The sequence below is a fragment of the Streptomyces sp. NPDC048643 genome, assembly GCF_040650615.1.
Classification (GTDB): domain Bacteria; phylum Actinomycetota; class Actinomycetes; order Streptomycetales; family Streptomycetaceae; genus Streptomyces.
In genome coordinates this window covers 1-13,760 of record NZ_JBEZHO010000075.1, presented here as the reverse complement: position 1 = coordinate 13,760, position 13,760 = coordinate 1, and the positions used below count along the sequence as shown (strand labels likewise).

General features: G+C 72.6%; 12 protein-coding genes. 7 read left to right on the top strand and 5 right to left on the bottom strand.

Features of this window, described 5'->3' with window-relative positions; translation table 11 throughout:
- Positions 1 to 107 precede the first annotated feature (107 nt).
- Both AB0C62_RS39680 and AB0C62_RS39675 read left to right on the top strand, forming a co-directional pair.
- A complete protein-coding gene (locus AB0C62_RS39680) occupies positions 108 to 773 on the top strand; it encodes an NUDIX domain-containing protein (protein ID WP_362981841.1) in 666 nt (221 codons plus the stop codon).
- Positions 774 to 844: 71 nt separating this feature from the next.
- Complete coding sequence (locus tag AB0C62_RS39675; RefSeq protein WP_362981839.1) at positions 845 to 1,831, top strand: aldo/keto reductase; 987 nt, start codon at positions 845 to 847, stop codon at positions 1,829 to 1,831.
- Between the two features lie 25 nt (positions 1,832 to 1,856).
- Here the strand turns inward: AB0C62_RS39675 and AB0C62_RS39670 are convergent, their stop codons facing one another.
- Both AB0C62_RS39670 and AB0C62_RS39665 read right to left on the bottom strand, forming a co-directional pair.
- Entirely contained in the window at positions 1,857 to 4,424 is a 2,568-nt protein-coding gene (locus AB0C62_RS39670) for a SpoIIE family protein phosphatase (RefSeq protein WP_362981837.1), read from the bottom strand.
- Between the two features lie 189 nt (positions 4,425 to 4,613).
- A complete protein-coding gene (locus AB0C62_RS39665; protein ID WP_362981835.1) occupies positions 4,614 to 5,531 on the bottom strand; it encodes a LysR family transcriptional regulator ArgP in 918 nt (305 codons plus the stop codon).
- A 66-nt stretch (positions 5,532 to 5,597) separates the two neighbouring features.
- Here AB0C62_RS39665 and AB0C62_RS39660 point away from each other — a divergent pair, with 66 nt between their 5' ends.
- The 4 genes from AB0C62_RS39660 (at position 5,598) to AB0C62_RS39645 (ending at position 9,011) form a co-directional block, all read left to right on the top strand.
- Complete coding sequence (locus tag AB0C62_RS39660; protein WP_362981833.1) at positions 5,598 to 6,209, top strand: LysE/ArgO family amino acid transporter; 612 nt, start codon at positions 5,598 to 5,600, stop codon at positions 6,207 to 6,209.
- 160 nt (positions 6,210 to 6,369) lie between these two features.
- Entirely contained in the window at positions 6,370 to 7,686 is a 1,317-nt protein-coding gene (locus AB0C62_RS39655; protein ID WP_362981831.1) for an MFS transporter, read from the top strand.
- Between the two features lie 37 nt (positions 7,687 to 7,723).
- A complete protein-coding gene (locus AB0C62_RS39650) occupies positions 7,724 to 8,542 on the top strand; it encodes a methyltransferase domain-containing protein (protein ID WP_362981829.1) in 819 nt (272 codons plus the stop codon).
- A 100-nt stretch (positions 8,543 to 8,642) separates the two neighbouring features.
- Positions 8,643 to 9,011 carry a DUF6479 family protein gene (locus tag AB0C62_RS39645; protein WP_362981827.1) on the top strand — a complete coding sequence of 123 codons (369 nt, stop codon included), beginning with the start codon at positions 8,643 to 8,645 and terminating at the stop codon, positions 9,009 to 9,011.
- Positions 9,012 to 9,081: 70 nt separating this feature from the next.
- Here the strand turns inward: AB0C62_RS39645 and AB0C62_RS39640 are convergent, their stop codons facing one another.
- Entirely contained in the window at positions 9,082 to 10,047 is a 966-nt protein-coding gene (locus AB0C62_RS39640) for an ATP-dependent DNA ligase (RefSeq protein WP_362981825.1), read from the bottom strand.
- 86 nt (positions 10,048 to 10,133) lie between these two features.
- Complete coding sequence (locus tag AB0C62_RS39635; RefSeq protein ID WP_362981823.1) at positions 10,134 to 11,027, bottom strand: Gfo/Idh/MocA family oxidoreductase; 894 nt, start codon at positions 11,025 to 11,027, stop codon at positions 10,134 to 10,136.
- 261 nt (positions 11,028 to 11,288) lie between these two features.
- Between AB0C62_RS39635 and AB0C62_RS39630 the strand changes: the two genes are divergently transcribed.
- Positions 11,289 to 12,716: a M1 family metallopeptidase gene (locus tag AB0C62_RS39630; RefSeq protein WP_362981821.1), complete on the top strand. Its 1,428-nt coding sequence runs from the start codon at positions 11,289 to 11,291 to the stop codon at positions 12,714 to 12,716.
- Positions 12,717 to 12,750: 34 nt separating this feature from the next.
- Here the strand turns inward: AB0C62_RS39630 and glgB are convergent.
- Positions 12,751 to 13,760: 1,4-alpha-glucan branching enzyme (gene glgB, locus AB0C62_RS39625; protein ID WP_362981819.1), on the bottom strand; the 1,010-nt coding region annotated here is incomplete at its 5' end.

Genomic DNA, 13,760 nt, shown 5'->3' with positions numbered 1-13,760 from the left:
GCGGTGAGCCTAAACGGGCGAGGCCCGGCTCGGGCAGGGATCTTGCTGCCGGGATGGTAGACAGGGCCCATGAACGACATCTCCCGTTCCCACCGGGCCGGCGCGCGATGACCGCGGGCATCGACACTCCGGACCGCAGGGGCCGCACCGGACTCGACCAGGTGGGCCGCGACCTGACCGGCAACCCCCGGGTCAAGATCCGCGACGTGCGCCTCCTGTCCTGCCACTGGTACGTGGAGCGCAGCACCACCTTCGACCTCCAGCTCGCCGACGGGACCTGGAGCACCCAGGAGCGCGAGACTCACGACCGGGGCAACGGCGCCACCCTGCTGCTCTACGACGCCGATCGCGAAACCGTGCTGCTGACCAGGCAGTTCCGCTACCCCGTGTATGTCAACGGGCACCCGGACGGCATGCTGATCGAGACCCCCGGCGGGCTCCTCGACGAGGCGGACGAGCATCCCGAACAGGCCGTGCGCCGTGAGGTCATCGAGGAGACCGGGCACACCGTCGGCACGGTCGAGCACGTCTTCGACGTCTACATGAGCCCCGGCTCGGTCACCGAACGGGTGAGCTTCTACGCGGCCTCCTACGGCCCGTCCACCCGCACCCACGAGGGCGGGGGCCTGGAGGAGGAGGGCGAGGACATCGAGACGGTCGAACTGCCCTTCCGTGAGGCGCTCTCCATGGTCCGCACCGGAGAGATCGCCGACGCCAAGACGATCATGCTGTTGCAGTGGGCCGCTCTGGAGGGCCCGTTCAAGAGGGCTTGACCTCAAGAGCACTCCAAGCTCCAGACTCCCGTTCGGGCCCGAGGACTTCGGGCCCGAACGGGAGGGAACCCATGCGGTACCGCACCATCGGCAGCGACCCCGCGACCCGCCGTGAGGTGAGTGTGCTCGCGCTCGGCGCGATGCTCTTCGGCTCGCTGACCGACGAGAAGACGTCCTTCGCCGTACTCGACCGGTACGTCGAGGCCGGCGGCAACTTCATCGACACGTCCGACAACTACGCCTTCTGGACCGACGGCGGCCAGGGCGGCCAGAGCGAGGAACTCCTCGGCCGCTGGCGGCGCAGCCGGGGCATCGGCGACGAGATCGTCCTCGCCACCAAGCTCGGCGCCCGCCCCCTGGCCCCCGGCACCGGCTTCACCGACAACCCCGAGGGACTCTCCGCCCGGGTGATCCGCGAGGCGTCCGAGCGGAGCCGGGAACGCCTCGGCGTCGAGAAGATCGACCTCCTGTACGCGCACATAGAGGACCGCGGGGTCGAACCCCGCGAGACCGTCGAGGCGTTCGCCGTCCTCGTCGCCGAGGGAAGCGTCGGACTGCTCGGCGTGAGCAACCACGCGGTCTGGCGCGTGGAACGGGCCCGGGCCCTCGCCACGTCGGCCGGGCTACCGGGCTACGAGGTCCTCCAGTACCACCACAGTCTGCTGCGCCCCCGCTCCGACGTGCCGAGCGGACTCTTCCCCGAGGGCGGCCTCGGCGCCGCGACCGGTGAACTCCTCAGCTACCTCGGCGCCGAACCCGGCCTGACCCTGGTCGCGTACTCGCCGCTGCTGGGCGGAGCGTACGGCCGGCCGGACAAACCCCTGCCCTCCGACTACGACCACCCCGGCACCGCCGCCCGGCTGGCGGTGCTGCGCGAGGTGGCCAAGGAGACCGACGCCACTCTCAACCAGGTGGTGCTGGCCTGGCAGATCGGCGCCGAACTGCCCGTGATCCCGCTGGCGGGTGCCTCCTCGGTGGCCCAACTGGAGGAGAACCTGGCGGCGGTGGACCTGGAGCTGACGCCCGACCAGCGGACCCGCCTGGACGAGGCCCACTGACCGGGGCCGCCACTCCCGGGCGGTGTCACACGAAGCCCGGGCCGTCCCCGTCGCGGGGTGCGCGGCGGGTGGTGAGGAGCAGGGCGATGTCGTCGGGGCGGGCGTGGGCCCGCCGGGCCTCCGCGGTGAGCAGGTCGGCGGCGTGCGACAGGGAATGGCCGCCCGGACGGAAGCGCTGCGGCGAGCCCGCCCCGGCGAGCGTCGCGCGCAGCGCCTCGACACCGTCGTCGATGTCCTTGCCCGGCTGCTCGACCAGACCGTCCGTGTACAGGGCCAGCACCGCCTCGGGTTCCAGCATCAGCTCCGTCACGGGGTACACGGCCCGCGGATCCACCCCGAGGACCACGCCGCCCGGCAGGTCGAGTACCTCGGTGCGCCCGTCGGGATGGCGCAGCAGCGGCTGGGGATGCCCGGCCCGCGCCGCACGGGCGACGCCGGTGAGCGGGTCGACCCGGACGTAGCAGCAACTCGCGAACTGTCCCGGGTCGAGGTCGATGAGCAGCCGGTTGGTGCCGCTCATCACCTCGTCCGGGGCGTGGTCCCCGAGCGCGAACGCCCGTACCGCGCTGCGCAGTTGACCCATGGTGGCGGCCGCCTGGACGCCGTGGCCCTGTACGTCGCCGATGACCAGCGCGAGACCGTCGCCGGCCTCCACGACGTCGTACCAGTCGCCGCCCACCTCCATACCGACCGTGCCGGGCAGATACCGGCCGGCCGTCTGCACCATCGGGTGTGCCGACAACCGGTGCGGGAGCAGGGCCTCCTGGAGCCCGCGGGCGAGCGCCGCCTCGTTGTCGTAGCGCCGCGCACGCTCCAAAGACTGCGCGATCAGACCGGCCAGCGCGGTCAGCACCGTCCGCTCCTCGGTGCTGAAGGTGCGGGGCCGGTCGAAGCCGAGGATGCAGGATCCGACCGGACGCCCGGAGGCGATCAGCGGCAGGAACGCCCGGGCGCCGACCTTGGCGTCGAGGGCGATGCCCGGATAGGCGGCGGCCATCTGCTGCATCGACTCGAAGAAGAGTGGACGGCCACTGGTGAGTGTCTCGACGCCGGGCAGCCGGGCGTCCAGGCCGACGCCGTCGAAGGGGGCGAGGAATCCCTGCGGGAAGCCGGTCTCCCAGGCCAGGTACAGACGGCGGTCCTGGAGCAGGTAGATCGCCAGACGGCGGCTGCCGAACGCGGGCAGCAGTTCACGCATCACCACCTCGGACACCTGCCGCGCGGTCACGGCCTCCGCCAGGGCGATGGCGAGGACGATGGGCCGGTACAGCGGCGCCGTCGCCGCGGTTCCGGACTCTGCCTCGTCCGGGTCCAGGGGTGCGGAGCGTGCGGGCTCGGTCCCGAACGGAGCGTTGCCGGTGGTCTCCGCGGCCCGGCCGAGCGGCACGACCTTGCACGTCACACCACCGGGGCCGGGGTAGACGGACAGACTCAGCCAGGCCTCGCCCGTGGTTCCCGGAGCGCTCCGGGCGTCGTTCGGCAGCGGGCCGCGGGCCCGGAAGTGCACGGGGTCCGTGGAGAGCAGCGCGCCCCGCAGATGGTCCTCGTACGCGGGCCGGGCCATCCACGGGACCGCGTCCCACAGCGGCCGCCCGAGGAGTTCGGCGCGGGGCCGGCCGAGCAGTTCCGCGGCGCGCGGATTGGCGTAGGTGATCAGCCCGAGCCGGTCGAGGGCGAAGACTCCCTCCGGGAGCTGGTCGGCCGCTCCTCCCGCGGCGGGTCCCGGCCCCGGGTCGACGAGCACACCACTGACGCGGTACGGCGCGCCGCCCGTCCGGCCCGTCCCGCCCGACGGCCACAGGTCGAGCAGCCGCAGCCCGCCGCTGCCGGTGCGTACGGGCAACGGGTGGGGCGGCGGCCGGCCCGCGGCCGTCTCGCGCAGGGCGGCCAGCAGCAGCCGGGGCTCGTCGTGGGCCACCGCGTCCGCGAGCGCCTCGGGTGTGCCGGGGAACGTCTCGTGCCGGGTTCCGAGCAGTGCCCACAGGGCGTCGTCCGCGATCACCATGTCGGTGACCGGGTCCCAGGTGAAGCCGCCGACGGTCCGGGAGGAGGGGCCTTCGGCCGGTGGGCGCGCGCACACCGGCTCCGCGTCCCACACCACCGGGCACCCGTCCTTGGCCAGCACGGCCAGCGCCGCCCCCAGCTCCTCCGCGACCGCCGTCATCCGGTCCCGGTCCGGCAGCACCTCGGTGGCGTCCGAGGCCGGGGGGCGCAGGACGGTGAGGACGCCGTACGGGGTCGTGCCGCCCACGACGGGGACGTACAGCGAACCGAACCGGAACGGCAGGCCCGCCGCGAGCTGCGGGTAGCGGCGCATCGTCTCCGTCGGGTCGGCGAGCAGGACCTCGACACCGAGCCGATGGGCGTCGGCGACCGGGAACGGCCGCTCCACGTGCATGCGCCACCAGGGGCGGAAGAGCGGCCCCGGCAGTCCGGCGAGCACCGCGAGACGCAGCAGACCCGGCGTACCGGACCGCAGATAGACGCCGCCGGCGAAGCCGCGGGCCGCGCGGATCCCGTCCGTCACCGCGTCACTGAGCAGGGTGGCCAGGCCGTCAGGATCCCGGTCCTCGCGTTCGGCGCTCCCTGTCATCGATCTGCCCTCGTCCGCCCGCCGCCAGGTGGGTAACACAGCAAGAATGCGCCTCCCAGGTCCCTGACCGCACCTCGGCACCGCCCGCGGCACCGGGACGGAACCCGCGCATTCCGGTCGTGCCCGGATGTGCTCAGCGCGAAGATACCGGGTCGCGCGCGGTCCGGAGCCCGTCCGGAAGGCAGTGATTCAGACGGCCGGACCCTGGTCCAGCTTCTCGGCGGCGACGGCCGCCACGGCCTCGGCCATCGCGCCGAGCGCGGGGAAGTCGAGCTTCCACTGCTGCCAGAACAGCGGCACGTCGACGCTCCGCCCCGGCAGCAGGTGGACCAGCCGGCCACCGTCCAGCAGCGGCCGGGCCTGGACCTCCGGCACCATGCCCCAGCCCATACCGGCCGCCACGGACGCGACGAACCCCTCCGAGGTGGGGACGAAGTGGCGCAGCGCGCTCGCCCCGCCGCCGGTGAGGGACCGGACGAAGTCGTCCTGGAAGTCGTCGTTCCGGTCGAAGACCACCACCGGCGCGGCGGCGATCACCTCGTGCAGCGGCGTGCCGGCCCGGGTGCCGAGCCACTCCTCGGCGTACGAAGGCGCCGCCACCGGCAGATACCGCAGCCGCCCGAGCGCGCGGACCGAGCAGCCCGCCACGGGGTCCGGCGACGACGTCACGGCCGCCATCACCGCTCCTTCGCGCAGCAGCGCGGCCGTGTGGTCCTCGTCCTCGCGGCGCAGCTCGAAGCAGAGCCGCAGCCCAGGCGGTACGCGGGTGAGCGCCGGCAGGAACCAGGTCGCCAGCGAGTCGGCGTTCACCGCGATCGACAGCCGGGTGGGCTCTCCGGAGCCCGGCATGCCCAGCTCGGCCTGCGCCTCGCCCTCCAGCCGGGCCAGCTGCCGGGCGAACCGGACGACGATCTCGCCGGACTCGGTCGGGCGCACCGGCTTCGTCCGCATGAGCAGGACCCGGCCGGTGCGCTGTTCGAGTGACTTGACGCGCTGGCTCACCGCCGAGGGCGTGACATGGAGGGCTGCCGCCGCGGCGTCGAAGGTGCCCTCGTCGACCACAGCGAGAAGCGTGCGGACCTGGTCGAGCGGCAGTTCCGTCATCACGAGCGCTAATGATACGTAAGAATCTTTAGCTGTACTCCCGACGATCGGCTTTCTAGCGTCGACGGCATGACAGACGCCCTCACCACAGCGGTCGCCGGATTCGGCTCCGGTCTCTCCCTCATCGTCGCCATCGGCGCGCAGAACGCCTTCGTCCTGCGCCAGGGCATCCGCCGGGACGCGGTCCTCGCGGTGGTGGGCATCTGTGCCCTGTCCGACGCGGCTCTCATCGCCCTCGGGGTCGGTGGCGTCGGCGCGCTGGTGGTGGCCTGGCCCGCCGCGCTCACCGCGGTCGGCCTCGTCGGCGGCTGCTTCCTCATCGTCTACGGAGCCCTCGCGGCGCGGCGGGTCCTGCGGCCGTCAGCGCTGCGGGCCGCGACCGGATCCGCGACCTCGTGGCGCCGCGCCGTCCTCACCTGCCTCGCGCTGACCTGGCTGAACCCGCACGTGTATCTGGACACCGTGTTCCTGCTCGGCTCGCTGGCCGCCGACCGCGGACAGCTGCGCTGGACGTTCGGCCTGGGCGCGGCGTTCGCGAGTCTGTGCTGGTTCGCCGCCCTCGGGTTCGGCGCCCGGCTGCTCAGCCGCCCGCTGGCCCGGCCCACGGCCTGGCGGGTGCTGGACGGCCTGGTCGCCGTGACGATGATCGCGATGGGCGCCGCGCTGGTCGCCGGCGCCTGAGCCGCCGTACACCCGCCACGGTGCGGCCCGGTCCCTGCTGTTCGATTCAGGACCTGTGCGGGCCCTGTGCACCAATCCGGTCCCCCGGGGGGCACGCGTCCCTCGCGCTCGGCCATAGTGATCCCTGAATCGAAAGATGTACCAAGCAACCAGGACGAGCGTGGACACGAGCAAGAGCAACACGGACAGCGCCGCCGCCCCGCAGGACGCGGGGGCGGACAAGGCCAGGGAACAGCCGGGCCGGACCGGATGGCGCCGCTGGGCCATGGACACCCGGCCGCTGCGCCGCCCCGCCTACCGCAGGCTGTGGTCGTCGACCGCCGTGACCGCCGTCGGCAGCCAGCTCACCGCGGTCGCCGTGCCCAAGCAGATCTACGACATCACCGGCTCCTCGGCCTGGGTCGGGTACGCGAGCCTCGCCGGACTGCTGCCGCTGGTGTTCTTCGCCCTGTGGGGCGGCGCCATCGCCGACAGCATGGACCGCCGCAAGCTCCTGCTGGTCACCAACTGCGGCATAGCCGTCACGTCGCTGCTCTTCTGGGTCCAGGCCGTCACCGGCCTGGAGTCGGTGCTCGTCCTGATGGTCCTGCTCGCCCTCCAGCAGGCCTTCTTCGGTCTCAACTCCCCGGCGCGCAGCGCCTCCATCGCCCGGCTCGTGCCCGCGGACGAACTGCCCGCCGCCAACGCGCTCGGATCGACCGTCATGCAGACCGGCTCGGTGGCCGGCCCGATGCTGGCGGGCGCCCTCATCCCGCTCATCGGGCTGCCCGAGCTGTACCTGATCGACGCCCTCGCCCTGAGCGTCACCGTGTGGGCGGTCGTCAAGCTGCCCGCCCTGCCACCGCTCACCGGCGCCGGCTCCCGGCGGGCCGGCTGGCGCGAGGTCGCCGCCGGCTTCCGCTACATCGCCCTGCACAAGGTGCTGCTGCTCTCCTTCCTGGCCGACATCATCGCCATGGTCTTCGGCATGCCCCGCGCCCTGTTCCCGCAGCTCGCCGCCGAGACGTACGCCCCCTACGGCGAGGGTCTTGCGCTCGGCCTGCTCTTCGCGGCGGTCCCCATCGGGGCGGTCCTCGGCGGACTGCTGTCGGGCACCTTCTCCCGGGCCCGGCGGCACGGGCTGATGGTCATCGCCTCGGTCGCCGCCTGGGGCGCGGCCATCGCGGGGTTCGGGCTCAGCGACAGCCTCTGGATCGCGGTGGTCTTCCTCGCCCTGGCGGGTGTGGCGGACATGGTCTCCATGGTCTTCCGCGGCGCGATCCTGCTGTCCGCCGCCACCGACGAGATGCGCGGCCGGCTCCAGGGTGTCTTCACCGTGGTCGTCGTGGGCGGACCGCGCGTCGCCGACGTCCTGCACGGCACGGCCGGATCACTGTTCGGCGCGCAGGCCGCGGTCGCGGGAGGCGGCGTCCTGGTGGTCGTGGCGGTGCTCGTACTGGCCTTCGTCACCCCGGCCCTGAGGCGTTACACAATCTGAATACGGAAACGACCAAGGTGGTTCTAGAGTGACCGCCATGCGGGACACGCGACCCACTTCGGATTTCCACGCGCCCAACACCAGCGTGGACAGCACGGCCCGTCTGGTCGGTGCCCTGGACGCACAGGACGTCAACAACGGCGTGCACAGGCTGCGCTCCTGGGCCCACTCGGCCCTGGCCGTCCGCCCCGGGGAGCGGGCCCTCGACATCGGCGCCGGGACAGGTTCCCAGACCCGGAATCTCGCGTCCGCGGTCGGCCCCCAGGGCAGGGTGCTCGGCCTCGAACCGAACCCCGGACTGCGGGCCGTCGCCGAGCAGCGGGCGGCCGAGGCCGGCAGTTCCGCGCGCTTCGCCGACGGTGACGCCCTCTCCCTGCCGCTGCCCGACTCCACCGTGGACGTCGTGTGGTGCGAGCGGGTGCTCCAGCACCTCGCCGAGCCGGAGAAGGCCGTCGTCGAGATCGCCCGCGTGCTGCGCCCCGGCGGTCGCGTCGCCCTGCTGGACACCGACTGGGCCACCACGATCCTGCACCCCGGCGACCCCGAGACGGTGGCCGCGCTGACCTCCGGCGCGCTGTCCGCGGCGGCCGACCCGTACTCGGGACGCAAGCTGGTGGGCCGGCTGACGGCCGCCGGACTGGTGATCGACGACCGGGGCTCGCAGGCGCTGCTCCAGGACCACACCTCCGTGGCCTGGCCGCTGATCCGGATGATGGCCGAGTCGGCGACGCGCCGCGGTCTCATCGGCGAAGCCCAGCGGGACCGCCTCTACGAGGAGCTCGCGGAAGCGGCCCGGCAGGGCGGACTGCACATGTCCGTGACGATGTTCGGGGCCGTGGCACACCGTCCGGCGTGAACAGGTGGCGGCGCCCGAAATGATCCGGAATATAATGGGATAGCCGTCGCTGACGGATTAGTACGCAGATCTCCCCTTGTATTGGGGGTACGCGACCATCATGTACATCGCGAGCCAAGAAGTGATCCTGGCGAGTTCGACGACCAATGTGGTCGCCGCTTTCGTCGGTGGCCTGGTCATCGTGGCCGCCCTCGTCTGGGCGGTCCGGATGGGAATCAGGGTGCGGGGCCAGGAATCGGCCCCACCGACCGCCGAGGAGCAGCCGCACCTGCCCGAGGGCGGAGCGGTCCACGAGGAGCGGGAGATGAGGGAACCCGACGAGGTCCCGCACGCCGCCAACGAGAGTGAACGGCTGATGCCGTACAACATGCACTCCTCCAGCACCAAGCACGCCGACGACCAGCATCGCAAGCGCTGGCAACCGGGATCCAGCGGATCCTTCGGCAGCGGCGGACCCGGCAGAACCTGAGCCGGGACACCGAGGAGCCGACCGCCCGCGAGCGGCCGGCTCCTTCGTGCGCCGTGAACCGGCCCGCCGACTACGGGAGATCCGCCGCCGACTCCTCGGGAGTGAGGTCGGGGCGCAGCCGCAGCCAGGAGGGCTGGCGCAGCAGGCCCGCGCGGGTACGGGTGCTGTAGCGGACCTCGCCCACCAGCCGGGGCAGCACCCAGCGTGCCTCGGCCGCGCGCGGGACCGTGTCGAAAGGACAGCGGTCCGTCCCCGAGGCCCCCAGCAGCCGGGCCAGTTCGGTGCGCTCCGCCGCGTTCCAGCCGGTCCCCACACTCCCGACGTAGCGCAGCCGCCCGGCGGCGCGCTGCCCCACGAGCACCGCGCCGGGCAGCCCCGACAGACGCCCCCGGCCGGGCACCCAGCCGCCCACGACGACATCCGCCGTGCGCATGTTGCGGATCTTGATCCAGGACCGGGAACGCGTCCCCGGCTCGTACACGGAGTCCAGCCGCTTGCAGACAAGACCCTCCAGACCGCTCTCCCGCGTCGCCCGGAGCGCCAGTTCGCCGTGGCCCACCAAGGCCGCCGGGGTCGACCAGAAAGGTCCCTCCAGCGCCAGCTCCTCCAGCGTCCGCCGCCGCACCTCGTAACGCAGACCGGTCCGATCGTCGCCGAGCCGGAGCACGTCGAACACGACCAGATGGGCGGGCGCCCGGTCCACGAGCCGGAGCGCCTTGCCCGGCGACCCGGCGAGGCCCATCCGGGACTGGAGCAACTGGAAGTCGCCGCGGCCCTGTTCGTCCAGGACCAGCACCTCGCCGTCCAGGACCGCCGGCGTCGTGCCGAGGACACCGCCGAGGGCGCGCAGTTCCGGATAGGCCGCGGTGATGTCCTCGCCCGACCGGGCCCGCAGCCGCACGCTGCCGTCGCCGGGCAGATAGACCACCGCGCGCTGGCCGTCGTGCTTCGTCTCGTAGGCCCAGCGCATGTCCTGTCCCGGGGCCGGCAGTGTTCCGGGTGTCGCGAGCATGGGGGCGATCAGCGGCAGGTTCACAGGTGTTGTGTCGACACACCGCCGGGCGCACACTCCGGCCCGTCGTCCCTTTCCCCTGAACGGCCCCGCCCCCGCCCGCCGTGCCCTCAGCCCTCCAGCGCCTGGGAGATCAGCGTCTGGAGCCGCAGCCCCCGATGGGCGTCGAGTTCGCCGGACCGCCCCGACCGCACCGCCGCGGCGAACTCGCGGCGCAGCACCGGCCAGGACTCCTCGTGGTCGAGCGCCCCGCCGTCGAAGACCACCTCCGGATGCCGGCCGAACAGTTCGATCCGGGTGATGCCCCGTTCGACCTCCACCGACCCCGACAGCGAGGCCTGGCTGACCGCACCCCCCTCGTGCTCGCAGGTCAGCTCGACCCAACGCCGCGGATCACCCGCACCGCGGACCCGGACGATCGGCCCGAGCGCCGCGTCCAGCAGATCGAGCAGATGCGGCCCGATGTCCAGCAGCGCCCCGTGCTCCAGCCGCCAGGGCGTCGCGAAGTCACCGCCCAGGAAGGCGCCGCCCACCATGCAGGACCGGGCACCCGAGACGTCGAGGGCCCGCGCCTCGTCGAGGAACCGCCGGGTGGCCGGGTGGTAGCGGTTGGTCAGGACGAGTTGGGAGACGACGCCCGCCGCGTCGATGGCGTCCACGAGCCGCCGCGCCGACGGCAGATCGAGCGCGAGGGGCTTCTCCAGGAGAAGAGCCTTGCCCGCCTCGGCTGCCCGCAGGGCGAGTTCGGCCTGAACGGCGGGCGGCACCGAGAAGGCGACCGCCTCGCAGGTGTCGAGCAGCTCCTCGAAGGACGCGGCCACGGCGGCGCCGTACGGTTCGGCCGTCTCCCGGGCCGCCTCCGGCCGGCGCGCCCACACCGACGTCAACCGCGTCTCCGGCCCGGCGGCGAGCACCCGGGCGTGCACGGCCCGTGCCCAGGGTCCCGCGCCGACGAGCCCCACCCTCACGGGGGCCTGGGTCCAGGTGGACGACGTACCGGTCACGAGCATCTCCTCTGCTGTGTACGGGGCCTGACGTGCCGTCGGCCCACCGCGGCGCCGGAGGAGCGGGCGCCCGGCGGTGACGGCGGCCGGGCACCGGATCTTCGGACGCGTGGACCGACTTCATCACGCCGGCCCGCCGTCCGGCCAGGGGGACGGCCGGGACGGGTCGGTCGGACCGGACTTGACCTGATCGAAAGGTGCAGCGGCCGGAGAGGCTCATAGGCTGTGCGCGATGATCACCGTCGAACCGGAGGAGCGAACGTGAGACCACGCCCGCAGCAGCCCGCACGACGTACGACCGTCCTGCGCCGCGAAGCCGTCGTCGCGGCCGTTCCCGTCGCGCTCGCCGCCCTGCTCACCGCGGCCGGACCCGCCACGGCGGCCGGGACCGCGGGCTCCGCGGGCGCGGGCGACCCGTACTTCCCCCTCTCGGGCAACGGCGGCTACGACGTCCGCCACTACGACCTGACCCTCGGCTACGATCCGGCGACCCGGCATCTCGACGGCACGGCGGTCGTCACCGCCCGCGCCACGCAGCGGCTGACCCGCTTCGACCTCGACCTCAACGGCCTGAAGGTCACCGGTGTCACCGTCGACCACGCGAGGGCGTCCTTCCGGCGCACCGGACAGGAACTCGTCGTCACCCCGCACAAGGCCCTCCACCCGGGCCAGGAGTTCCGTGTCACCGTCGCCTACGCCGGTACGCCCAAGCCCGTCACGGACCCGGACGGCTCGCTCGACGGCTGGATCCCCACGGACGACGGCGCTTTCGTGGCCGGCGAACCGCAGGGCGCGATGACCTGGTTCCCGGCGAACAGCCACCCCACCGACAAGGCCTCGTACGACTTCACCGTGACGGTTCCGCAGGGCCGGACCGCCGTCGCGAACGGAGTCCTGCTCGGGCAGCGGACCAGCCACGGGCGGACCACCTTCCGCTGGCGGCAGTCCGAGCCGATGGCGGCCTACCTCGCCACGGCGACCGTCGGCACGTTCAAGGTCGAGCGGTACACCACCCGCGACGGCATCCAGGTCTACAACGCCGTCGACCCCCGGGAGGCGGCCGACGCCGCGCCGGTGCTGAAGAAGCTGCCCTCCGTCCTCGCCTGGGAGAGCAAGCTCTTCGGCCCCTACCCCTTCCGCGCCGCCGGCGCCATCGTCGACCGGGCCCCGCAGGTCGGTTACGCCCTGGAGACCCAGACACGGCCCGTCTACGACTCGGCGCCCGACCTCGACACCCTCGTCCACGAGAGCGCCCACCAGTGGTTCGGTGACTCCGTCTCCCTGACGAAGTGGAAGGACATCTGGCTCAACGAGGGCTTCGCCACGTACGCGGAGTGGCTCTACACCGAGCAGCACGGCGGCAAGAGCGCCCAGCAGACCTTCGACACGCTGTACGCCACCCCTGCCGGCAAGGACCTGTGGGCGTTCCCGCCCGCCGATCCCGGCAGCGGCGAGCACATCTTCGAGACCCCCGTCTACGCCCGCGGTGCCATGGCCCTGCACGAGCTGCGGACCGCCGTCGGCGACCGCGCGTTCTTCCGCATCCTGCGCTGCTGGGCCGCCTCTCACCGCGACGGGCACGGCACGACGGCCCAGTTCGTCCGGCTCTCCGAGCGGGAGTCGGGCAAGGACCTCTCCGGCCTCTTCCACACCTGGCTCCACACAGCGGGAAAGCCCGCCTCTCCCTGAGAGACGGGCTTTCCGGGTCGTCGCCGCGGTCGGCTCAGGCCGGCCGCAGCCACACCGTCGCCAGCGGCGGCAGCGTCAGCTCGATGCTCGTCGGACGGCCGTGCATGCCGATCGCCTCCGCCTTCACCGGCTCGGGGTTGGTGACGTCGCTGCCGCCGTAGCGCAGCGCGTCGGTGTTGAGGACCTCGCGCCAGGCGGAGATGTCCTCGGGGACGCCGAGGCGGTAGTTGTGGCGGACGGCGGGGGAGAAGTGCGAGACGGCCAGGAGAGGCGTGCCGTCGGCGGCGTGGCGCAGGAACGCGAACACGTTGTCGTCGGCCGCGTCGCCCATCACCCACCTGAAGCCCGAAGGATCGGTGTCGCGCTCCCAGAGGGCCGGGTCGGCGCGGTACTCCTTGTTCAGGTCACGGACGAGATCCTGCACACCCCGGTGGTCGGCCTCGGCACCATAGGCCGGGTCGAGCAGCCACCAGTTCGGACCGTCGGCCTCCTTCCACTCACCGCCCTGCGCGAACTCCTGCCCCATGAAGAGGAGTTGCTTGCCGGGGTGGGCCCACATGAAGGCCAGGTAGGCGCGCAGGTTGGCCCGCTGCTGCCACCAGTCGCCGGGCATCTTGGAGACGAGTGACTGCTTGCCGTGGACGACCTCGTCGTGGGAGATCGGCAGTACGTAGTTCTCGCTGTACGCGTACACCATCGAGAACGTCATCTCGTTGTGGTGGTACTTGCGGTGGATCGGCTCGTGCTGGATGTACTCCAGCGAGTCGTGCATCCAGCCCATGTTCCACTTCAGCCCGAACCCGAGGCCGTCCTCGGAGGTCGGACGGGTGACGCCGTCCCAGGCGGTCGACTCCTCCGCCATCGTGACGACGCCCGGGTTGCGGCGGTACACGGTGGCGTTCATCTCCTGGAGGAACGCCACCGCGTCGGGGTTGTCCCGGCCGCCGAACTCGTTGGGGCTCCACTGCCCGTCCTCGCGGGAGTAGTCGAGGTAGAGCATGGAGGCCACCGCGTCGACGCGGAGGCCGTCGATGTGGAACTCCT